The organism is Amycolatopsis kentuckyensis, assembly GCF_041679295.1.
Taxonomy (GTDB): Bacteria; Actinomycetota; Actinomycetes; order Mycobacteriales; family Pseudonocardiaceae; genus Amycolatopsis; species Amycolatopsis kentuckyensis_A.
In genome coordinates this window covers 219,973-241,570 of record NZ_JBGDMD010000002.1, presented here as the reverse complement: position 1 = coordinate 241,570, position 21,598 = coordinate 219,973, and the positions used below count along the sequence as shown (strand labels likewise).

Annotated in this window: 19 protein-coding genes; 8 read left to right on the top strand and 11 right to left on the bottom strand. The window is 72.5% G+C overall.

The genetic code is table 11. The annotated features are described in order from the left end of the window. Positions 1 to 44 precede the first annotated feature (44 nt). Genes ACERZO_RS06990 through ACERZO_RS06980 form a run of 3 tightly spaced genes read right to left on the bottom strand, consistent with a single transcriptional unit; the run spans position 45 to position 1,209 of the window. Positions 45 to 647: a helix-turn-helix transcriptional regulator gene (locus ACERZO_RS06990; protein ID WP_372663443.1), complete on the bottom strand. Its 603-nt coding sequence runs from the start codon at positions 645 to 647 to the stop codon at positions 45 to 47. A 35-nt stretch (positions 648 to 682) separates the two neighbouring features. Next, positions 683 to 955, bottom strand: a complete 273-nt coding sequence (locus ACERZO_RS06985; RefSeq protein ID WP_372663441.1) for a WXG100 family type VII secretion target — start codon at positions 953 to 955, stop codon at positions 683 to 685. Then, entirely contained in the window at positions 952 to 1,209 is a 258-nt protein-coding gene (locus ACERZO_RS06980) for a WXG100 family type VII secretion target (protein WP_372663439.1), read from the bottom strand. The genes ACERZO_RS06985 and ACERZO_RS06980 overlap by 4 nt, the downstream gene beginning before the upstream one ends. A 215-nt stretch (positions 1,210 to 1,424) precedes the next feature. Between ACERZO_RS06980 and ACERZO_RS06975 the strand changes: the two genes are divergently transcribed. Together ACERZO_RS06975 and ACERZO_RS06970 are read left to right on the top strand one after the other, a co-directional pair. Further along, on the top strand, positions 1,425 to 4,637 hold the full coding sequence (locus ACERZO_RS06975) for a BTAD domain-containing putative transcriptional regulator (protein WP_444843215.1): 3,213 nt from the start codon (positions 1,425 to 1,427) through the stop codon (positions 4,635 to 4,637). Between the two features lie 290 nt (positions 4,638 to 4,927). Next, positions 4,928 to 8,521, top strand: a complete 3,594-nt coding sequence (locus ACERZO_RS06970) for a BTAD domain-containing putative transcriptional regulator (RefSeq protein ID WP_372664584.1) — start codon at positions 4,928 to 4,930, stop codon at positions 8,519 to 8,521. 87 nt (positions 8,522 to 8,608) lie between these two features. Here ACERZO_RS06970 and ACERZO_RS06965 read toward each other — a convergent pair whose 3' ends face one another. From ACERZO_RS06965 to ACERZO_RS06945, 5 genes are all read right to left on the bottom strand, one after another. Beyond that, positions 8,609 to 9,973: a GH1 family beta-glucosidase gene (locus tag ACERZO_RS06965; protein ID WP_372663435.1), complete on the bottom strand. Its 1,365-nt coding sequence runs from the start codon at positions 9,971 to 9,973 to the stop codon at positions 8,609 to 8,611. Continuing rightward, positions 9,970 to 10,785 carry a carbohydrate ABC transporter permease gene (locus ACERZO_RS06960; RefSeq protein ID WP_372663433.1) on the bottom strand — a complete coding sequence of 272 codons (816 nt, stop codon included), beginning with the start codon at positions 10,783 to 10,785 and terminating at the stop codon, positions 9,970 to 9,972. The genes ACERZO_RS06965 and ACERZO_RS06960 overlap by 4 nt, the downstream gene beginning before the upstream one ends. Then, positions 10,782 to 11,678 (bottom strand): carbohydrate ABC transporter permease, encoded by an 897-nt coding sequence (locus tag ACERZO_RS06955; protein WP_372663431.1) that lies wholly within the window; start codon positions 11,676 to 11,678, stop codon positions 10,782 to 10,784. Before ACERZO_RS06955 ends, ACERZO_RS06960 begins: the two co-directional genes overlap by 4 nt. Positions 11,679 to 11,683: 5 nt before the next feature. Continuing rightward, on the bottom strand, positions 11,684 to 12,910 hold the full coding sequence (locus ACERZO_RS06950; RefSeq protein WP_372663429.1) for an ABC transporter substrate-binding protein: 1,227 nt from the start codon (positions 12,908 to 12,910) through the stop codon (positions 11,684 to 11,686). Between the two features lie 141 nt (positions 12,911 to 13,051). Further along, positions 13,052 to 13,630, bottom strand: a complete 579-nt coding sequence (locus ACERZO_RS06945; protein WP_372663427.1) for a helix-turn-helix transcriptional regulator — start codon at positions 13,628 to 13,630, stop codon at positions 13,052 to 13,054. 149 nt (positions 13,631 to 13,779) lie between these two features. On the opposite strand from ACERZO_RS06945, the gene ACERZO_RS06940 reads away from it, so the two are divergent. Genes ACERZO_RS06940 through ACERZO_RS06930 form a run of 3 tightly spaced genes read left to right on the top strand, consistent with a single transcriptional unit; the run spans position 13,780 to position 16,290 of the window. Further along, positions 13,780 to 14,967, top strand: coding sequence for a glycoside hydrolase family 3 N-terminal domain-containing protein (locus tag ACERZO_RS06940; protein WP_372663425.1), 1,188 nt, complete (start codon positions 13,780 to 13,782; stop codon positions 14,965 to 14,967). A gap of 46 nt (positions 14,968 to 15,013) precedes the next feature. Beyond that, positions 15,014 to 15,883, top strand: coding sequence for an oxidoreductase (locus ACERZO_RS06935; protein WP_372663423.1), 870 nt, complete (start codon positions 15,014 to 15,016; stop codon positions 15,881 to 15,883). Continuing rightward, positions 15,883 to 16,290 (top strand): hypothetical protein, encoded by a 408-nt coding sequence (locus tag ACERZO_RS06930; protein WP_372663421.1) that lies wholly within the window; start codon positions 15,883 to 15,885, stop codon positions 16,288 to 16,290. Before ACERZO_RS06935 ends, ACERZO_RS06930 begins: the two co-directional genes overlap by 1 nt. Here ACERZO_RS06930 and ACERZO_RS06925 read toward each other — a convergent pair. Beyond that, positions 16,268 to 17,572, bottom strand: coding sequence for an MFS transporter (locus tag ACERZO_RS06925; RefSeq protein ID WP_372663419.1), 1,305 nt, complete (start codon positions 17,570 to 17,572; stop codon positions 16,268 to 16,270). The genes ACERZO_RS06930 and ACERZO_RS06925 overlap by 23 nt on opposite strands. 91 nt (positions 17,573 to 17,663) lie before the next feature. Between ACERZO_RS06925 and ACERZO_RS06920 the strand changes: the two genes are divergently transcribed. Continuing rightward, positions 17,664 to 18,614 carry an Lrp/AsnC family transcriptional regulator gene (locus tag ACERZO_RS06920; protein WP_372663417.1) on the top strand — a complete coding sequence of 317 codons (951 nt, stop codon included), beginning with the start codon at positions 17,664 to 17,666 and terminating at the stop codon, positions 18,612 to 18,614. A gap of 16 nt (positions 18,615 to 18,630) precedes the next feature. Here ACERZO_RS06920 and ACERZO_RS06915 read toward each other — a convergent pair whose 3' ends face one another. Next, positions 18,631 to 18,879, bottom strand: coding sequence for a hypothetical protein (locus tag ACERZO_RS06915; RefSeq protein ID WP_372663415.1), 249 nt, complete (start codon positions 18,877 to 18,879; stop codon positions 18,631 to 18,633). A 320-nt stretch (positions 18,880 to 19,199) separates the two neighbouring features. On the opposite strand from ACERZO_RS06915, the gene ACERZO_RS06910 reads away from it, so the two are divergent. Next, on the top strand, positions 19,200 to 19,376 hold the full coding sequence (locus tag ACERZO_RS06910; protein ID WP_372663413.1) for a zf-HC2 domain-containing protein: 177 nt from the start codon (positions 19,200 to 19,202) through the stop codon (positions 19,374 to 19,376). Positions 19,377 to 19,718: 342 nt separating this feature from the next. Next, positions 19,719 to 20,744, top strand: a complete 1,026-nt coding sequence (locus ACERZO_RS06905; protein WP_372664583.1) for a glycoside hydrolase family 19 protein — start codon at positions 19,719 to 19,721, stop codon at positions 20,742 to 20,744. Here the strand turns inward: ACERZO_RS06905 and ACERZO_RS06900 are convergent. Next, positions 20,735 to 21,496, bottom strand: a complete 762-nt coding sequence (locus tag ACERZO_RS06900) for a thioesterase II family protein (RefSeq protein ID WP_372663411.1) — start codon at positions 21,494 to 21,496, stop codon at positions 20,735 to 20,737. The genes ACERZO_RS06905 and ACERZO_RS06900 overlap by 10 nt on opposite strands. Positions 21,497 to 21,598: the final 102 nt, after the last annotated feature.

The window sequence follows — 21,598 nt, the reverse complement described above, 5'->3', positions numbered from 1 at the left end:
GCGACCCTAGCCCACGAAAAAGTGACAGTGGCAAAGAAAACGTCTCAGATAGCGCCCGCTCGCAACGCGTAGGCGACGGCGTGGGCGCGGTTGTTGAGGCCGCACCGCGTCATCAAGCCGTAGAGGACGTTCTTCACCGTCCGCTCGGAGTAACACAGCTTCGCCGCGATCTCCTCGGTCCCGAAGCCCTCGGCGACCAGCCTCAGCACGTCGCACTCACGCGCCGCGAGCCCGGACAACGTGAGCCCGTTCGGCTCCAGCACGTCCTTGCGCATCCGCTGGACCTGCGAAAGCAGCGCCCCCTGCAGCCGCGGCGGCAGGTTCGCCGTGCCGTCGCCCGCGGCGAGCACCGCCGTCACCAGCTCGGCGCCGCCCGTCTCGCGGCGCGGCAGGATCGCCACGACGCCGCTCTCCAGCACCGACATCAGGTCGCTCTCGCGGAAGTGCTCGACGACCAGCACGACGTGCGACGCCTTCGCCGCCCGGATCTCGCCCAGCACCGCCTCGGTGACGTGCTCCTCCATCACCAGCAGCACGTCGGGCACCAGATCGGTGATCCGGACGTCCGGATGGCTTTCCAGGAGGCTCACCGCGCCGGCGTGCGTGATCGGGTCCGAGGCGAGGACGGTCACTTCGACGGGCTTCATGGTCGCAGTGTGGACGGCCCGTCTTCACGCCGTCCCTATTCCGTCTTCACGCCCGTGAAGACGGAGCCCGCCAGCTCGCCGAACGCCTCCCGCGCCCGCTCCAGGCACCCCGGCATCCGCTCGGCCGCCCGCCCCCACTCGCGCTTCGCGCGCAGGTACTCCTCGCGCGCTTCGCCGGTCCAGCCGGCCAGTTCCGGCTCCACAGTGGACTCCAGCTCGGCGAGCAGGTCGCCCAGCTCACCGGTGATGGCGCCCATCCGGTCGAGCACCAGATCGGCGAAGCGGACGTCCAGTTCGGGCCGGCTCATGGCCGCCGCGGCAGCGGCACCCGGCCGCCGGTCGTCTCGAGCAGCTGTGCCAGCCGCGAGAGGATCACGTCGAACTCCTGCTCCCAGTCGCTCATCGCCTGGCCGAACCGCACGGACGCCTCGCCGCGCCAGGACGCCTGCACCAGCGCCATCTCGCTGGCGACGTCACGGAGGTGGGAGCCGGCTGCGTCGACGGCGCAGGCGAAGCGAGCGGCCGCCCGCTTCATGTCCTCCGTCGGCTCGGCTGTGGCCATTTCGGGCTCCTCGAGGTCTCGGCGCCCCCGAGCGTCGCGCACGCCGCGGCCCGGCGGAACCCCGCCCGTGCGCCGTTGCCCGAATGTCCGCCATCCTTGCCTGCCGGTTCACGGCGGCCGCGTATGCTCACGTCAGGCATCCGGCGCGTGACGGTTCGTCAGCGCACGAAGGGAGACCGATGTCGGCTGCGGGCGGCTCCGCACCGAGACTCCGAATGCTCGGCCCGGTCAAGGCGTGGCGGGGTGAAACGGAGCTCGACCTCGGCTCCGCGCACCGTCGGACGGTTCTCGCGGTCCTCGCGATGAACCCGAACCGCACGGTTTCGCGCGAGGAGCTGATCGACGCCGTCTGGGGCGAGGCGCCGCCGCAGAGCGCCCAGGGTTCCATCTACACCTACGTCTCCGGGCTGCGGCGCGCCCTCGAACCCGGCCGCGCCAAGGGCGAAGGCCCGCAGCTGCTCGCGTCGATCGGGTCCGGCTACTCGCTGCGCCTGGACGCCGGCGCGATCGACGTCCACCGCTTCGAAGCCCTGCGGGAACTGGCCCAGCGCAAGCAGTCGGCCGGTGATCTGCGAGGAGCGCGCGAGGTCCTCGACGAGGCCCTCGACCTCTGGCACGGCGTCCCGCTCTCGGGCCTGCCCGGGCCGTTCGCCGCCGCCCAGCGCGCGCGGCTGGCCGAAGTGCGGCTCGCGACGATCGAGCGGCGCGCCGAGATCGTCCTCGAGTCCGGCGGCCACGCCGAGCTCATCGCCGAACTGACCGCGCTGACCCGCGAGCACCCGTTCCGCGAGACGTTGCGCGGCCTGCTCATGCGCGCGCTGGCCCGGTCCGACCGGCGGACCGAGGCGATCGCCGTCTACACCGACGTCCGCGACCGGCTCGTCGAGTCCTCGGGCACCGAGCCGGGGCCCGCGCTGCGGCGGCTGCACGACGAGCTGCGGGACAAGCCGGCGCCGAAACCGCCGCCGCCCGTGCGCGTGCCGCGGTCGCCGGTCACGGCGATGCCCGAGCGTGCCGACGGTTTCATCGGCCGGGAGGCGGAGCTGGCCCGGCTGCGCGAAGCCGTCGCGGACGTCGCCGCGGGCACCGGGCATTCGCTGTGGCTGGAAGGCGAACCGGGCAGCGGCCGGACGGCGCTGCTCGCCGAACTGCTCGCCATGGCCCAGGACCTCAAGCCCGCCTTCGCCGCGGCGGACGCGCTCGACCAGCGGTTCGCGCTGCGGCCGCTGCTGGACGCACTCGGCGTGCACCCGCGGGCCACCGACGAGCGGCGCGCGAACCTGGCCGCCCGGCTCGGCGAGCGGTCCGGCGAGGACCCCGTCGACAGCCTGCTCGGGCTGGTCCGCGAGCTGTGCGCGGACGCGCCGCTGGTGCTCGTCGTCGACGACCTGCACTGGGCCGACGACACCACCCTGCGCGTCTGGCGGTACCTGAGCCGCGAGACGCGGGAGCTGCCGTTGCTGCTGGTGGGCGCGTGCCGGCCGGTACCGCGGCCCGCCGCGCTCGACGAGCTGCGAGCCGAATTCGACAACGATGTCACATCCGTGCTCACGCTGACCCCGCTGCCCGAGGCGGACACCCTCGAGCTGGCCACCCGGCTGGTCGGCGCGCCACCCGGGCCCGGGCTGCGGACGCTGGTGTCCTACGGGTCCGGAAACCCGCGCTACACCAGGGAAATCGTCGACACGCTGCTGGCGCAGTCGATGATCGTGCTCGACGGCGTCCACGCGCACCTGGACGGCAACTCGTCTCAGACCATCCCGGCGCCGCTGGGGTCGCGGATCACGCTGTACCTGAGCTTCCTCTCCAGCGGCACCCGGGACACGCTGCGCTGGGCCGCGCTGCTGGGCGGCGAGTTCTCGCTGGCGGACATCGCCGTCGCCACCGAGCGGCCGCCGACGGCGCTGGTCGGCGCGGTCGACGAGGCGATCACGTCCGGGGTGCTCGTCGAGTCGGGCGACCGGCTGGCGTTCCGGCACCCGTTGCTGCGGCGCGTGCTCTACGAAAAGACGCCCGCGGCGATGCGGGTGGCGCTGCACCGGCAGCTGGCCGAGGCGTTCGCGGCCGCGCGCGCCCCCGCCGCCCGCGTCGCCGAGCAGCTCGCCGCGGCGCCCGCGCAGGTCGACCCGTGGGTGACGACGTGGCTGCTGGACAACATCGGCGCGGTCGCCACCGAGACCCCGCGCGTCGCCGTCGACCTGCTGCGCCACGCCGTCACGCAGGGCGCACTGCCGCCGGACGCGCGGGAGACGCTGACCGCGACGCTCGCGCGGCTGCTGTTCTGGCTCGGCCGGGAGCCCGAAGCCGAGGCGCGCTCCGTCGTCGCGCGGACGTCCGACAGCAGGCGCGCGGCCGAGATGCGCTGGATCCTCGCGTACGTCTACTACCGCCGCGGCGACTTCGCCGAGGCGACGGCCGAGCTGAAGCGGACGCTCGACGACGCCGACGTCCCGGAGATGTGGCGCGGCCGGCACGAATCGCTGTTGGCGACGCTGGAGCGGCTCGGCGACGAGACGGTCCTGGCACCGGCCGGGCTGCACCCGCTGGACGACGCGGCGCTGTCCGTGCCGACGCTCGACAGCCTCGACGAGGCCGCGGAGCCGTTGCAGGCCGCCCGGCGGATCGCCGCGACCCGCGCGGTGCCGGGCGAGATGCACCTGGCGGGCGCGGTCCACTACTACTGGCTGGGCCGCTGGCCCGAGGCCCTCGGCGAGCTGGACGCGGTGATCCGCGACGGCGCGGAAACGGCGTCGTACGTCCTGCGCAGCCCGGGGTCGGCGTTGCTGGTGCACGGCGTCGGCGCGCTGATCGCCGGCCACCGCGGCGAGGTGGCGCTGGCCAGGACGCACCTGGACGCGGCGGGCCGCCGGCAGTGGCCCCCGGGACTCGAGCCCGACGGCGGCGACTTCCTGCTCGCGGCCCGGGCGCTGCTGGCCGAGCAGGACGATCGCCCCGAAGCGGCGCTGGCGGCGTTGCTGCCGCTGCTGGAGGAGAACTACCCGCCGGCGGCGCGTCACCAGTGGTTGCCGGACGTGGTCCGGCTGGCGCTCCGGCTGGGCGTGCCCGAGCGCGCGCAGGAGGCGGTGCGGTTGCTGTCCGGGGAGGGCGAGATCCCACCCGCCCACGCGGCGGCGGCCGCGCATTGCCGCGGACTGGTCACGGGCGACCCGGAACCGGTGTTGACGGCGGTGTCGCACTACCGCGCGGCGGGCCGGGTGCTGAAGCAGGCGAAGGCGACCGAGGACGCGGCGATATTGCTGGCGGAGTCGGGCCGGCTGGACGACGCGCGGGCGGCGTTCCGGACGGCGTTGACGGCGTACACGGGGATGGGCGCGGTGTGGGACGTGCGGCGCGCGGAGAGCCGGATGCAGCCGTTCGGGATCCGGCGGGCGGGAGCGGTGCGGAGCCGCGCGGTCGCCGGCGAGTAAGGCCCCCTGCTCCGGCTCCGGCCCGCGCCCCCGAAGGTCTTGAATGAGTCATTCAAGACCTCCCAAGCCCTGAATGAGTCATTCAAGACCTCCGGCGCCACCGGCATACCGGTCAAATGATCGATACCCACCCCCACCGAATCCCGCCACCAGGCAACCCGTCCGGGGCTTGCCACGTCAGTAAGCTCGGCACGAAAACGTCCGCCGGGGTCCTGGGGGCCCGCCCCCGGCGGGTTCGTCCCCCGAGGGAACGGCAGGACATGCGAGGGGAAGCGGACACCGGTCTGCGAGTGGGCATGCTGGGACCCCTGCGGGCCTGGCGCGGGGCGGCCGAGATCGGCCTCGGCCCCGCTCGTCAGCGCGCGATCTTCGCCGTGCTCGCGGTCAACGCCGGCCGGCCCGTTCCGCGCGCCGAACTGATCGCCGGTGTCTGGGGCGACTCCGCGCCCGCGAGCGTCGAAGGCAGCGTCCACACCTACGTCTCCGGGCTGCGGCGCGCCCTCGAACCCGACCGGTCGCGCTGGTCGGCGGCCAGCGTCCTCGTCTCGGACCCCGCCGGGTACTCGCTCCTGCTCGACCAAGACGCGCTCGACGCCGCCGTCTTCGAACGGCACCGCGAACAGGCTCAACAGCACCTCGACCACGGCGATCCGCGAGCCGCCGTCACCGAACTCGACGCCGCCCTCGCGCTCTGGCAGGGGGAAGCGCTCTCCGGCGTGCCCGGCGGGTTCGCCGAGCGGCACCGCGAATACCTCGCCGAACTGCGGCTGGACACCCTCGAACGGCGCGCCCAGGCCCTGCTCGCCCTCGGCGGCCACCTCGACCTCGCGCCCGAACTGGCCGTGCTCGCCGGTGAGCACCCGCTGCGGGAGTCGCTGCGGGAGTCGCTCATGCTCGCCCTCTACCGCAGCGGCCGCCACGCCGACGCCCTCGACGTCTTCCGCGACGCCCGCGCCACCCTCGTCGACGAGCTCGGCGTCGAACCCGGACCCGCGCTGCAACGGCTCCACCAGCGGATCCTCGCCCAGGACCCCGCCCTCGACGCCCCCGCGGCACCGGTCGAGGTCACCGGGCACCGGCTCTTCGGCCGGGAAGCCGAGACGGCGCGGCTCGCCGAGCTCGTCGCCGACGTCCGGGCCGGGCGCGGCCGGGCCGTGTGGATCGAGGGCGAAGCCGGGATCGGCAAGTCCGAGCTGCTCACCAGCACCCTGCCGGACGGCCCCGGCTTCCGGCGGCTCTGGGCCGCCGCGGACGAGCTGAGCACCCGCTTTCCGCTCCAGGTGATGCTGGAGTGCCTCGAAATCGACGCGCATTCGGCCGACCCGCGGCGCGCGCGTCTCGCGAAAGAACTCTCGGGCGACCCGGTGCGGCGCAGCTGGGGACCCGCCGACCCGGTGCTCGGCGCCGTCGACCGGCTGCTGGCGCTCGTCGACGAGCTGTGCGCGGACTCGCCGCAGGTACTGGTCGTCGACGACCTGCAGTGGGCCGACGAAGCGTCCGTGCTGGTCTGGCACCGCCTGTGCGCGGCGACCCGGCAGCTGCCGCTGCTGCTGGTGGCCGCGACCCGGCCGGCGCCGGACCGCGCCGAGCTCGCCCAGCTGCGACGCGGCGTCCAGGCCCGCGACGGCGTCGTGCTCGACCTCGCCCCGCTGAGCGGCGCCGACGTCGGACGGCTGATCGAGGACCAGATCGGGGCGGCGCCCGGGCCCGGGCTGCGCGAGCTGGCCGCTCGTGGCGCCGGGAACCCGTTGTACGTCAAGGAAATGGTCGACGTCCTGCTGCGCGCCGGCGCGGTCGAGGTGAGCGGCGGCGCGGCCGACGTCGACGACCCGGCCGAGTTCGAGACGCCGAGTTCGCTGGTCGCCGCGGTCGACCGGCGGCTCGACTTCCTGCCCGCGCGGACCCAGGAAGTCCTGCGCTGGGGCGCGTTGCTGGGCATGGAGTTCGCCGTCGGGGACATCGCCGCGGTGCTCGGCACGCGGCCGTCGGACCTGCTGGAGCCGCTCGAAGAGGCCGTCGCCGCGAACGTCCTGATCGACACCGGGACGCAGCTCGCGTTCCGGCATCCCCTGTTGCGCCAAGCGCTTTACGACCGGTTGCTGGCCGGGACGCGGGCCGCACTGCACCGGCAGGCCGCGGAAGCGCTCGCCGGGATCGGCGCGCCGGTCAAGCGCGTCGCCGAGCAGCTCGTCGCCGCACCGGCCACAGTGGACGAATGGGTGCTGGACTGGCTCGCCGCGCACCACGCGGCCGTGTCCAACCGGGCGCCGCTGATCGCCGTCGAGCTGCTGGAACGCGCGCTGGCCGCGGGTGCCGGAGACCGTCGCGAAGTCCTGCTCGTGGCGCTGGTCAAGGTGCTGTTCCGGCTGGAGCGCAACCCGGAAACGCTGGCGCAGCAAGCACTCGACGTCGCCACCGAGCCCGACGCGGTCGAGGAGATGCGGCACGTCCTGGCAGCACTGCGGCACCGCCGTGGCGACACCGAAGGCGCGGTCGCGACGCTCGCCGCGTCGGTCGACGACCCGGCCGTGCCGGAGCTGTGGCGGGTCAAGCACCGGCAGCTGCTGGCGAACTTCCGGCGCGGCGACCTGTCCGATTTGGACACCGCGGAAAAGGCGGCGTACGAGACGAAGTCGTTCGCCGACGGCGACCGGTACCTGACGGCGCACGCGCTGCAGTCGTTGTGGCTGGTCGATTCCGTGCGCCGCGAGCACGATTCCGCGCTGGCGCACGTCGACGCGGCGATCGAGGCCGTCGGCGACGAGCACGAGCTGGCCGACCTGCACCTCGACCTGCTCGACAACCGCGTCTTCACATTGCAGAACCTCGACCGGCTCGCCGAGGCGGACGCGGCCCTGCGCGCGGCGGGCGACGTCGCGGCGCGGCACGCGATGCCGGTCGGGCTGCAGGTGTCGGTCGCGGTGCACCGGTACTGGGAGGGCCGGTGGGACGAGGCGCTGGTCGAGCTGGACACGGTCACCGAGGACGGCCCGGCGATCACGTTCTACGGCCTGCGCGAGCCGGGCCCGGCCGCGCTGCTGCTGCACGGCGTCGCGGCGCTGATCGCGGGCCGCCGCGACGACCAGGCCCAGGCGGCGGCCCACCTCGACGCGGCGGAGGAGTACGCCCCGGCGACCGGCGCCGAGCGCGAGAGCTTCGACTTCCTGCTGGTGGCGGACGCACTGGCGGCGGAACAGCGCGGCGACCGGGTCCGCGCGATGGCGGTCCTCGAGCCGATCCTGAACCCGACGTACGCGCAGATGATGCTGCGCCACCAATGGCTCCCGGCGTACGTGCGGCTGGCGATGGAGCAGGACGAAGTCGACCGGGCGCGCCGGGCGCTGGCGGTGTGCGAGGAGGAGGCGGCCAAGGAGCGCCGCCCGGCCCGCGCGCACGCGGCGGCGTCGTGGTGCCGCGGGCTGATCGAGGAGGACCCGGCGGCGGTCCTGGCGACGGCGGAGCACTTCCGGGCGGTCGGCCGCCGCCCGGAGCTGGCCACGGTGCTGGAGGACGCGGCGGTGCTGCTGGCCCGCGCCGGCCGGCTCGACGCGGCGCACGCGGCGTTCGAGGAGGCGGCGGAGCTGTACACGGCGCTGGGCGCCCGCTGGGACTTGCGCCGGGCGGAGACGCGCTTGCGCCGGTTGGGCGTACGCCGCGGGGCGCTGTTCTCCCCGATCCGGCCGGGTCACGGCTGGGAGTCGTTGACGCCGATCGAGGTCCGGATCGCGAGCCTGGTCGCGGACGGGAAGTCCAATCCGGACATCGCGGCGGAGCTGTCGTTGCCGCGCCGCACGGTGCAGGCGCACGTGGCCCGGCTGCTGGGAAAGCTGGAGACCCCGTCGCGCTCGGGCGTCGCCGACGCCTTCCGGCAGCAGCGGCCCTAGGTCGCGCGGTTCGTCGACGGCGGCCGGTCCGACGTAGTGAATGACTCATTCATGGCGCCTGGCGACATGAATGAGTCATTCACTACGTCACTCCGGGAGCGCGTTCGCCTTGGCGACCCGGCCCAGGAACCGGCCCGAGTCCTTCACTGTCCGGACCTGCGTCTCGAAGTCCACGTGCACCAAGCCGAACCGCTGCGAATACCCCATCGCCCACTCGAAATTGTCCAGCAGCGACCACGCGAAGTACCCGCGCACGTCCGCGCCGGCCCGCATGGCCGCGTGGACCGCCCCCAAGTGCTCCATGAAGTAGTTCACCCGCGCCGCGTCGAACACGCGGCCGCCGACCACCTGGTCCACAAAGGACGCTCCGTTCTCCGCCACCACCAACGGCAACCCGGACCGCGACGACAGCCGGCCCAGCAAGTCGGTCAGCACCGCCGGTGCCTGCTCCCAGCCGAACGCCGTCAACGGTGGACGAGCCGGCAACACGTCCAATCCGCGCAACCCCGGCAATGGGCAGTTGCCCGGCGACAACGGATCGGCCAACGGCGTCACCCGCGCCGGCGCGTAGTAGTTCACGCCCAGCCAGTCGATCGCCGCCGCGATGATGTCCGGGTCGCCGTCGCGCACCGACGCCGCGAACCGGCCACCGTGGTACTCGACGTCGGCCACCACGTCCGGCGGGTATCCGCGGCCCAGCACCGGGTCCAGGAAGAACCGGTTGTGGATCCCGTCGAACTTCCGCGCCGCCTCGACGTGCGCCGGCGACGTCCCGTCCGCCAGCGCCGGCGCGAAGTTCAGCGCCAGCGAGAACTCGTGGCCCGGCCGGGCCTGGGCCGTCAAAGCCCGCGTCGCCAGCCCGTGCGCCAGCAGGAGGTGGTGCGCCGCCACCAGCGCCGTGTCGTAGTCCTGGACGCCCGGCGCGTGCACCCCGCTGCCGTACCCCAGGAACGCCGCGCAGAACGGCTCGTTGATCGTCGTCCACTGGTTGACGCGGTCGCCGAGCGCGTCGTGCACGACGGAGGCGTAGTCCGCGAACCGATACGCCGTATCGCGCACGGGCCAGCCGCCCGCGTCCTCCAAAACCTGTGGTAGGTCCCAGTGGTACAGCGTGAGAACCGGCGTGACGTCCCGGCGGAGCAGCTCGTCCACCAGCCGGTCGTAGAAGGCGAGCCCGTCCTTCGACGGCGTCCGGCCGTCCGGCATCACGCGCGGCCACGCCACCGAAAACCGGTACGCGTTCAGGCCGAGGTCCGCCAGCAGCCCGATGTCCTCGGGAAAGCGGTGGTAGTGGTCGCAGGCGACCTCGCCGGACGCGCCGTCGGCGACCGCGCCCGGGCGAGCCGAGAACGTGTCCCAGATGGACGGTCCTCGCCCGCCTTCGAGAACCGCGCCTTCGACCTGGTAGGACGCGGTCGCCGCGCCCCACAGGAAGCCCGTCGGGAAGGTCATACCGGCGCCCCTCTCAGAATCCCCCGCACGATGTGGCGGCCCAGCAGCAGGAACAGCGCGATCACGGGCAGGACGCCCACGGTCGCACCCGTCAGCATGAGCGCGTAGTCGGTGTAGTACCCACTCGCGAGCTGGGAAAGCGCGACCTGCACGGTTGGTGTCTCGTTCGGGTCGAGGACGACCAGCGGCCAGAAGTAGTCGTTCCACGTCGCCAGGAACGTGAGCATCCCGAGCACCGCGGCCGCCGGGCGCAGCGACGGGACGGCCACGTGCCAGTACGTGCGCAGGATCGAGCAGCCGTCGACGGTCGCCGCGTCGACCAGTTCCGGGTCGATCGCGTTCTCGCACGCCTGCCGCATCCAAAACACGCTGAACGCGCTGAGCAGCCCCGGCACGATCACCGCCTCGAGCCGCCCGTACCAGCCGAGCTCGCCGACCACCAGGTACAGCGGGATGACGCCGAGCTGCGCCGGCACCATCGCCGAGCCGACGACCAGCAGGAACAGCGTGTTGCGACCCGGGAACCGCAGCCGCGCGAAGGCGAACCCGGCCAGGCTCGCGAGCACGACGTTGGACACCATCACCGTGCCCGCGACGATCAGCGAGTTGCCCAGCGCCAGCCAGAAGTCGACGGTGTCGAAGACGCGCCGCACGTTCTCGAAGAGGTGCCCGCCGGGCAACAGCAAGGGCGACGTCTCGCCGATCGCCGCGTTGTCCCTCGTGGACACCACGAACGACCAGTACAGCGGGAAGATCGACGCGCCGAGCACCCCGATCAGCACGGCGTAGACCCAGCCGCCGGGGCGCCTCACGCCGCCCTCACGAACCGGCGCACCAGCCGGTAGTTGACCAGCGCGAAGCCGGCGCAGACGACGAACAGCACCCACGTCAGCGCGGCCGCGTACCCGGCGTCGAAGTGCGTGAAGCCCTTCTCGTACAGGTACATCGCCAGCGTCTGGAACTGACGGTCGTTGCCGCCGGTCCCGCCCGACCCACCGGCGTCGAACAGCTGCGGCTCGGCGAACAGCTGCAGGCCGCTGACCGTGCCGGCGATCGCGGTGAAGGCGATCGCGGGCCGGATGCCCGGCACGGTGATCGACCAGAACGTCCGCCACCGCGAAGCGCCGTCCAGCGCCGCGGCTTCGTAGAGATCGCCGGGCACGGCCTGCATCGCGGCCAGGTAGATCAGCGCGTTGTAGCCGGTCCAGCGCCAGAGGACCATCGACGCCACCGCTAGGTGCGACGTCCACCGCGTCGCCTGCCAGTTGACCGGCGCGACGCCGAACCAGCCGAGCACTTCGTTGACGACGCCGTAGTCGCGGCTGAACAGCTGCCCGAACACGAGCCCGATCGCCACGACGGACACGACGTTCGGCAGCAGGATCCCGGTGCGCCACCAGGTCGCGCCGCGCAGCGGGCGGTCGAGCAGCGCCGCGATGCCCAGGGCCAGCAGGAACTCCGGGACGGCGGCGAGCAGGAAGATGCCGACGGTGTTGGCCAGCGCGTTGTAGAAGTTGGGATCCGCGAGCAGCTCGCCGTAGTTCGCCAGGCCGCGGTAGCCCTGGTCGCCCTCCAGGAGGTTCCAGTCGTGCAGCGACACCCACGCCGTGTAGAGCAGCGGGAACGCGCCGAAGACCAGGAACAGGACGAAGAAGGGCGCGACGAGCAGCAGCGGCGTGGCCTTGCGGTCGAAACGAGCGAGCACGCGCGCTACTTCAGGGCGGCTTGTGCTTGCTGCACGGCTTCCGCCCAAGCTTGGTCGACGCCGTCGGTCTTGTCTTCGATCCGCCCGAGCGCGCGGCCGAACTCCGGCCGGACGTCGGCGTCGCGCAGGCCGCGGTAGTTGGGCCGCAGCTGGTCGGCCGACGCGGCGAAGATGCGCCCGATCGGCGCGTCCCCGAAGTACGGGTCGGTGTGCGCGACGACCTGCGGGTCCGTGTACACCGACGGCTCGCTCGGCAGGATCCCCTCGGCGAGGAAGAGCTTCTTCTGCTGCTCCGGCGCGGTCAGCCACTTCGCGAGCTCGTACGCCTCCTTCGGGTGCGCGCTCTGCTTCGGCACGGTGAGGAACGAGCCGCCCTGGTTGCCGCTCTTGCCCGGCACGGTCGTGACGTCCCACTTGCCCTTGCCCGCGTCGCCGCCGGCTTCCTTGATCTGGCTGAGCATCCACGCCGGGCAGGCGACGGTCGCGAAGGAACCCTGCTTGATCGCGACGTTCCAGGCCTGCGTGAACGTCGTCGCGGCCGCCGTCTGGCCCTTCGCGGCGATGTCGCCGGAGAGGTAGAAAGCGGTGCGGACGCTGGGATTGCGGTCGCCGATGAAGGAGTCGTCGGCCGCGGAGAAGTAGTTTTCCGGCGACTGGTTGAGCATCGCCGTGTAGACGGTCCCGGCGGAGTCGGCGAACTTCACGTTCGGCGTCTTCTCCGTGAACCGCTGGGCGGTGGCCGCGTAGGCGTCCCAGTCGGGCATCAGCTTCGCGACCTCGTCGCGGTCGGTGGGCAGGCCGGCGGCCTGGAACAGGTCCCGCCGGTAGCAGAGGGCGAGGCTGCCCATGTCGGTCCCGAGGCCGAGGACGAACGCGCCGTCGGTGCCCTGCGCCCACTTCCACGGCGCCCACTGCTTTTCCAGCTCCCGCGCGCCGAAGGAGGCGAGGTCGACGAACTTGTCCTTCGCTTTGCGGTACTGCGGGATGTACTGCTCCTCGATCGCGACGACGTCGGCCGCGCCACGGCCGGTGGCGAGCTGCGTCGCGAGGCCCTTGTGGTGGGTGTCGAAGTCGGTGACGCGGTTCTGGACCGTGATGTCCGGGTGCAGCTTCTGGTACTCGGCGATCAGGGGCGCGTAGCCGAATTCGCCGAAGGTGGCGATGGTGAGCTTGGTCGGGCCGCCCGTGTCACCCGTGCTGCAGGCGGCGAGCGGGATTACCAATCCGGCCAAAAGTAGGCCGACCCCGACGCGGCACGTAACCGTTGCTACGAAGTCATTCGGCCGTGACTGTGGTCGGATTGGTAATGATCGGCTCAGCAACGCGGCGACCGCGACGGCGGCCCGGCGGACGATCGTGCGCAACGGCCTTCCTCAGATCACACCGGCCCGCACGGCGTAGGCGACCGCGTGCGGCCGGTTGCGCAGGTTGAGCCGGTTGGTCATGGCGTAGATGACGTTCTTCACGGTCCGCTCGGAGTAGCAGAGCTTGCCCGCGATCTCCGCAGTGTCCCAGCCTTCGGCCATCAGGCGAAGCACATCCACCTCGCGCGGCGTCAGCGCCGCCCCGGAACCTTCGTTGGCGAGGGCCTCGACCTGGTCGCGCAACGGCGTCGTGCGGCCCCGCGCCGCGGCGAGGACGCTCGCGGTGAGCCGGTCGAGCGCGGTCCGCGGCAGCACGGCGGAGACGTGGCAGTCGGCCAGCAGGCTCAGGTGCCCGGGGTCGACGTGGCCGGCGACCAGCACGATCGCGGCGGGCGACTCGGCGGCCGCGGCCCGCAGCGCGGCGATCGCCTCGCGGTCGACCTGCCCGACGGCGAACACCAGCACGGCCGCCTCACCCCGGCGGGCGCGCGGCACGACCATTAGCTCCGGCCGGGACTTCAGGTGGTTGATCAGCCCCGTGAGCGCGATCGGATCCGACGCCCACGCCGCCACCCGCACCTGGTCCATCGAACCCCTCCCCACTGTCCGTGTCCTTGCGGTGCCAGTCTGCTGAGGCCGCCTTCACGAATTCTCTAACCTTCCTGACCCCCTTCTTCACATCGTGAAGCCGGGGCGTCGACTACGGTCGTGGGGCACGCAGACGTCTGAAGGGACCGATGAACCGCCGGAGTTTGGCCGCCGTGGGGGTGGCGTTGTCCTTGATTTCCCTGGTCACCGGGTGCGGATCGGAGACCGTGGCCGGGTTGGCGATCCCGCGGTCGCCGGTTCCGCCACCACCCTCTTCACCCTCTTCACCCTCTTCACCGCCTTCACGGACCGCCCCGGCGCCCACGTCGAGCCTGGCCCGGCCCGGTGACTGCGCGTCGCTGGTGAAGAGCCTGGACTTGCGCCGTCAGGTGGCGCAGCTGGTCGTCGTGGGGGTGTCCGGCGACAACCCGGGCGCCGCGGTGTCGATGGTCCGCGACAACCAGGTCGGCGGGATCTTCATCGGCGGTAACGCAACAGCGTTGTTGAAAGATCGTTCGCTGGATGCCGTGCAGGCCGCGGCCCAGCTCCCGGTGGCGGTGTCGGTCGACGAAGAGGGCGGCCGCGTCCAGCGCATCGACGACCTCGACGGCGACATCCCGTCCGCCCGGCAGCTGGCCGCGACGAAGTCGCCGGCCGAAGTCCGCGCGCTGGCCGCCGACCGCGGCCGCCAGCTGCGTGCCCGCGGCGTGACGGTCGACTTCGCGCCGGACACCGACGTCACCGACGCCCCGGACGACGACGTCATCGGCGACCGCTCCTTCAGCCCCGACCCGAACCGCGTGAAGACGTACGCGGCGGCGTTCGCGGCGGGCCTGCGTGACGGCGGGGTCCAGCCGGTGCTCAAGCACTTCCCCGGCCACGGCCACGGCTCGGGCGACTCGCACAAGGGCACGGTCGTGACCCCGCCGCTCGCGCAGCTGCGGGCCGTCGACCTGGTGCCCTACCGCGGTCTCGCGGACTACGGGCCGGTCGCGGTCATGGTCGGCCACCTCGACGTGCCCGACCTGACCGGCGGCGTCCCGGCGTCGATCTCGCCGGCGGCGTACCAGCTGCTGCGCACCGAATTCGGCTTCACCGGACTCGTCCTGACCGACGACCTCGGCGCGATGAAGGCGATCACGGCCCAGTACCCGCTGCCGGACGCCGTGCTGAAGGCGCTGCAGGCCGGCGCGGACGAGGCGCTGTGGTCGTCCGGCGGCCGCGTGAACGAGGTGCTGGACCGGCTGGTCAAGGCCGTCCAGTCCGGAGAACTGCCCGCGGCACGCGTGCAGGAGTCGGTGACGCGGGCGCTGCGAAGCAAGGGCGCCTGCGGCTGATCCTCCCTAGACTCCTCGGCGGAACGCCACCTACCTGAGGAGCGGAATGGCAAACCTGGGCGGCACTTTCAGCCTCGGCGGGGAAGTCCCCGTGACCCGGATGGGGTACGGGGCCATGCAGCTGGCCGGCCCCGGTGTCTGGGGACCGCCGCGCGACCACGACACCGCGGTCGCCGTGCTGCGCGAAGCCGTCGAAAGCGGCGTCACCCACATCGACACCAGCGACTACTACGGGCCGCACACCGTGAACGCGGTGATCAAAGAGGCTCTCCACCCGTACCCGGAGTCACTGACGATCGTGACGAAGGTCGGCGCGCGGCGGACGCCCGACAAGGCGTGGCCGCCCGCGCTGTCGGCCGACGAGCTGACCCAGGCCGTGCACGACAACCTGCGCAACCTCGGCGTCGACACGATCGACGTGGTGAACCTGCGGCTGAGCAACGCGGCCGGCGACTACCCCGTGCCGATGTCGCTCGCCGAGCCGTTCGGCGTGCTCGCCGAGCTGCGGCAGCAGGGCCTGATCAAGCACCTCGGCGTCAGCCACGTCACCGCGGCGCAGCTCGACGAGGCCAAGGCGATCGCGCCCGTCGTCTGCGTGCAGAACCAGTACAACCTGGCGCACCGCGAGAACGACGATCTCGTCGACAAGTGCGCAGCCGAGGGCATCGCCTTCGTGCCGTACTTCCCGCTCGGCGGGTTCAGCCCGCTGCAGTCCGGGATCCTCGACGACTGCGCCGCCCGTCTCGACGCGACGCCGATGCAGGTCGCGCTCGCGTGGCTGCTGCAGCGGTCGCCGTCGATGCTGCTCATCCCCGGGACGTCGTCGCTCGAGCACCTGCGCGAGAACCTCGCCGCGGCTTCGCTCGAACTGCCGGCGGACGTCCTGGCCGACCTCGACCGGATCGGGGCCGCCTGATGGCCGAGTGGGGCGACCTGGTCGCGTACATCAGGCAGGAGTATCGGGTGGTGCGCGACGTCCCGGACGAGATCCGCATCCGGCTGATCTTCGGCGACGAGCCCGACACCGAGCAGCGCGCCCAGATCATGGTGATCGCCCGCGAGATCCTCGACCAGCGCGAGGACTGGGTCCAGATCGCGACGCCGTTCGCCCGCCACGACGAGGTCGACCTCCTCGACGTGCTGACCGAGGTGGGCAACTCGACCGTCGTGGGCGGGCTGGCGGTGATGGGCGACCACCTCGTGCTGCGCCACTCGCTGCCGCTGATCAACCTCGACATCAACGAGTTCATCGACCCCCTGGAGCTGGTGGCGGGCGCTGCGGAGCTGCTGGAGCAGCAGTTCACCGGCCGCGACGACTACTGAGGGGGATGACCGCGATGGCGGCGGCCACGGTGAGCACGGCAGCGACGCCGTACGCCGTGGCCGCCGTGCCGCTGCCGAGGTAGAGCCCGCCGAGGAGGGCCACGCCGACGGTGCCGCCCAGCTGCTGCACGGCGTTGAGCAGCCCGGCGGCCGAGCCCGTCTCGGGCGGCCGGACGCGGTCCAGCGCGGCGGTGAAGAACGGGACCGTGAACGTCCCCATGCCGAGACCGCACACCGCGAGCGCGCCGGGAACGCCACCCGCGGCGCCGAGGATCCCGGCGAGCAGCAGGGCCAGTCCGGCGAACATCACGCGCGCGCCGAACTTCGGCACCAGCCGGCTGCCCGCGAACCACGACGCCACCGCGAGCCCGGCCGAGAGCGGCAAGAGCGTCAGGCCGGCGGTGCGGACGTCGGCCCCTTCGCCGAGCTGCAGCTGCATCGGGACGACCTGCATCAGCCCGGTCATCACCGCGAAGAACAGCAGCGACCCGGCGAGCGCCGACGGGAACCCCCGGTTGGCGAACAGGCTCGGCTCGACCAGCGGCGCGGACGTACGGCGCTGCTGGAAGCCGAACACGACGAGCAGCGCCGCCCCCGCCGCGAGCAGCGGCCACGCCGTCGCGCCCGGGCTGATCAGCGGGTAGACGAGCAGCCCGGCGCCGGCCACGACGAGCCCGGTGCCGACGAGGTCGAGCTTCGGGCGCGTGCCGGCTCGGTCCTCGCGCAAGAACCGCGCGGCGAGCAGGACCGCGAGACCGAGCGGAACGTTCACCAGGAACACCGCCCGCCACGAAAGCGCTTGCGTCAGCAGGCCGCCGAGCAGCGGCCCGGTGACCGCGGACAGGCCCATCACCGGGCCGATGCTGCCCAGCGCCTTGGCGAGCTCGTCGCCGTCGAACAGCGCGCGGATGAGGCCGATGGTCTGCGGGATGACGAGCGCGGCCGCCGCGCCCTGCACCGCGCGGGCGCCGATCAGCAGGCCCGCGTCCGGCGCGACCGCGCAGGCCAGCGACGCGAGCACGAAGGCCGTGACGCCGATTTTGAACGCCTTCGCCCGGCCGAAGACGTCGCCGAGCCGGCCGCCGGTGATCAGGAAGGCCGCGAACGGCAGCGTGTACGCCGCGCTGAACCACGGGATGTCGGCGGCCGGTCCCGGCAGGCCGGCGTGGATCACCGGGCCGGCGACCTGGACGATCGTCGAGTCCAGCAAGTTCATGGCTTCGGCCGTGAGCAGCACGGTGAGCGCGGCCCAGCGGTGGCGGTGGCGAGTGGTGGTCGTCATGCGGTGGACCTTCTCCTTCCGCCGGTCCGAGCTTCCACTCTTGACGATCTTCTTGCTGATTTGTTCCACGCAGTGCGGTTTGATGAGGGATATGACCACGGCTCTGGACGACGTCGACCGCGCGCTCATCCACGCGTTGCACCTCGACGGCCGCGCGCCGTTCACGAAGATCGGCGAAGTCCTCGGCGTATCGACGCAGACTGTGGCGCGTCGCTATCGCCGGCTACGCGCCGAAGCGTCGCTTCGCGTCGTCGGACTGCCGGACCCGCAACGCGCCGGTCAGGCCGAGTGGATGGTCCGGCTGACCGCGACGCCGAACACCGCACGGGACGTCGCGGTGGCGCTGGCGCGGCGTGCCGACACGGCGTGGGTCAAGCTCGTCTCGGGCGGCACGGAGATCTGCGTGAACGTGCACACGCCGGCCGCGAGCGACCACTCGCTGCTGCTGCGGGACGTCCCGCGCTCCGCGAGCATCACGGCGGTGTCGGCGCACCAGCTGCTGCACCGCTACTTCGGCGGCCCGACCGCTTGGCTCGGGCGCGCGAACGCCCTCGACGCCGCGCAGATCGCCGCGTTGACCCCGGTCGTGTCGGGCGAGGGCAAGCCGCTGACCGGCGACGACGACGTGCTGATGGCAGCCCTGCAGCGCGACGGCCGGGCGAGCCTGGCCGAGCTGGCGGCGGCCACCGGCTGGTCCGCGGCGACCGTCGCGCGCCGGCTGGCCGACCTCCAAGCGGGCGGCACGGTGTTCTTCGACCTGGAGGTCGACACCGCCGCGCTCGGCGCGACCACCCACGCGCTGCTCTGGATGTCGGTCGCGCCCGCGCACCTCGACGCCGTCGCCCGGGAGCTGGCCACGCACCCGGAACTGGCGCTCGTCGCGGCGACGACCGGGCCGGCCAACCTGGTCGCGCACGCGCTCTGCCCGGACGCGGCCGGGCTGCACCACTACCTGACCCGCAGGCTGGGTGCCCTGGACGCGGTCCACACGCTGGAGACGGCGCCGGTCCTGCGCACCATCAAGGCGGCCGCGTCGCGCTGACGTGGCAGTTCGCCGGTCAGCGCGCCTGCGGGATCCGCACCCGGCTGGCCGGAGCCAGCTCCAGGATCCGCTGCAGGCGGGCCCGCCCCAGCCGGTGGAGCATCTCCCCCAGCTCCTCCGACGCGATGCTGCTTTCGAGGTCGAGCCGCGTCAGTTTGACGACGCGGTCGATCTCCCCGGCGGGAAGCCGCCCCGCGAACTCCCCGGCCAGCCACACCCCGACCTCGTTGACGACGTCGTCCGCCCGGTGGCTCCGTACGGTCATCGCTCTCGCTCTCCTCGTTCCGGATCGCCTTTGCCCAGGTCGAAGCCGGAAAATTCCGGTCCGACGCAGAACCGACGAGCCCGCCCCGGGGCCATGACGCGGAAACCCGGAAATTCGTCGCAGAAAAGCTTTCCGTGTCCGGACCGGTGAGTATCGTGACGGCCCGCTTTCACTCACATGGGCTGTTCGCCGCCGCAAGTTGTCGGCCGATCGGGTGGAAAACAGGAGAAGGTCGCCGGTGCCGCGTACGGGCCAGGACTCTGGAGACGTCCGGTAGTGCGGGCGTTCCCTTGCGGGACGCGGAAACGGAGACGCGATCCATGGCCCGGTACGACCGGACCGACCTCGGGGCGTACAGCCTGGGGTTGCTCGAGGACGCCGACGCGGCGCGGGTGGAGCGGCACCTCGCCGCGTGCCAGGACTGCCGCCAGGAGGTCCGGGAGTTCGAGGCCGTCCGCTCGATGCTCGACCACCTCGGTCGCGCGGAGTCCACATAGGACTGATCACGGAGGCCGGACCCATTCGATCGTCGCGGAGAGCTACGACCGGGTTCACGCCGCCCGCGAACCCGGTCGACGGCTGGTCGCCGGCACCCGCCCCGCGCGGTTCAACTCCGGAGTCGTTCGCGCACACCCGTTGCCCGACCCGCCAGAATCCTTGACTGGACTAGACCAATCTGTTCTAGTGACCGGTGTCACCCTCGTCTCGGCCGGATGAGCACACCCCCTCCGACACCGGGCGCCCCCGCGTCCGGACTCCGTCGTGGCCGAAGGAGTGAGCCAGTCTTGAGAAGACGTCTTGCCGCGATCCTCTCCGCATTCGCCGCCGTCGCCGGGCTCGTGTTCGGCGTACCCGCCGCCACCGGCCAGGCCCCGCAGGCCGCGGCCGCCGCCTGCACCGCGCCCAACTGGGTCGCCGGGCAGTGGTACGACGTGGGCGCCGTCGTGCGCTACACCAACGGCGGCTACTACCGCGCCAAGAACGCCAACCCGGGCTACGACCCGATCATCAGCACCTGGTACTGGGAGCCCTACAGCTGCGACGGCGGCGGCGGGACCACCTGCAGCTACCCGAACTGGGTGGCCGGCCAGTGGTACGACGTCGGCGCCATCGTGCGCTACACCAACGGCGGCTACTACCGCGCCAAGAACGCCAACCCGGGCTACGACCCGATCATCAGCACCTGGTACTGGGAGCCCTACAACTGCGGCGGCGGCACGGACCCCGGCAACCCGGGCAACCCCGGCGCGTTCGTCGTCAGCGAAGCGCAGTTCAACCAGATCTTCCCCGGCCGCAACTCCTTCTACACCTACAGCGGCCTGACCGCGGCCCTGTCGGCCTACCCCGGCTTCGCGAACACCGGCAGCGACACGGTGAAGAAGCAGGAAGCCGCCGCGTTCCTCGCGAACGTCAACCACGAGACCGGTGGGCTGGTCTACATCGTCGAGCAGAACACGGCCAACTACCCGCACTACTGCGACTGGAGCCAGTCCTACGGCTGCCCGGCCGGCCAGTCGGCGTACTACGGCCGCGGCCCGATCCAGCTGAGCTGGAACTTCAACTACAAGGCCGCGGGCGACGCGCTGGGCATCGACCTGCTCGGCAACCCGTGGCAGGTCGAGCAGAATGCGGCCGTCGCGTGGAAGACCGGCCTCTGGTACTGGAACACCCAGAGCGGTCCCGGCACCATGACCCCGCACAACGCCATCGTCAACGGCCGCGGCTTCGGCGAGACGATCCGCAGCATCAACGGCTCGATCGAGTGCAACGGCGGCAACCCGGCGCAGGTGCAGAGCCGCGTCGACAAGTACCGCCAGATCACCTCGATCCTCGGCGTCGACCCCGGCGCCAACCTCTACTGCTGACCTGACGCGAGCGGCTCACCCACCCAGCGGGTGAGCCGCTCGCCGAGCAGCGCGGCCACCGCCGGGCGGTGGTCGTTCACGTAGAAGTGCCCGCCCGGGAACGACTTCAGCTCGAACTCGCCGCTCGTGTGCGCCGCCCACCGCCCGGCCTCCGCCTCCGTCACCTTCGGGTCGCGGTCGCCGACGAGCGCGACGACCGGGCAGCTCACGTCGGGGCCGGGCCGGTAGCGGTAGGTCTCCGCGGCCCGGTAGTCGTTGCGCAGCACCGGCAGCACCATGCGCAGCAACTGGGGGTGCTCGAGCACCCGGGTGTCGGTGCCGCCCAGCCGCCGGACGTCGGCGAGCAGCGCGTCGTCCCCTCCCTCGTGGACCCGCGCCGCGCGGGGCGCCGACGGCGCCCGGCGCGCGGACACGACCAAGCCCCGGACCTGCGGTCCGAGCCGCCGCGCGACCTCGAACGCCAGGCTCGCGCCCATGCTGTGCCCGAAGAACACCACCGGCCCGGCGACCTCGGCGGCGAGCACGCCGGCCAGCCGGTCGGCGAGCACGAGCAGGTCGTCCACCAGGGGTTCGGCGTGGCGGTCCTGCCGGCCCGGGTACTGCACGGCCAGCACGTCGACCGCGGGGGCCAGCGCCGCCGACGCCGGGTGGAAGCAGCTCGCCGACCCGCCGGCGTGCGGGAACAGCACGAGCCGCGGCGCGCCCGGGGCCGCCGGGTGGAAGCGCCGCAGCCACGGTCGCGAATCCGTCATGCCGCGAATGTCGCAGGCCGACGGGGACCGGCGCGACGCCAATCGTGCGGAAAGCCGGGCGGGTCCCGGGGTGCAGACCAGGACCCGCCCGTTCCCTCCCTC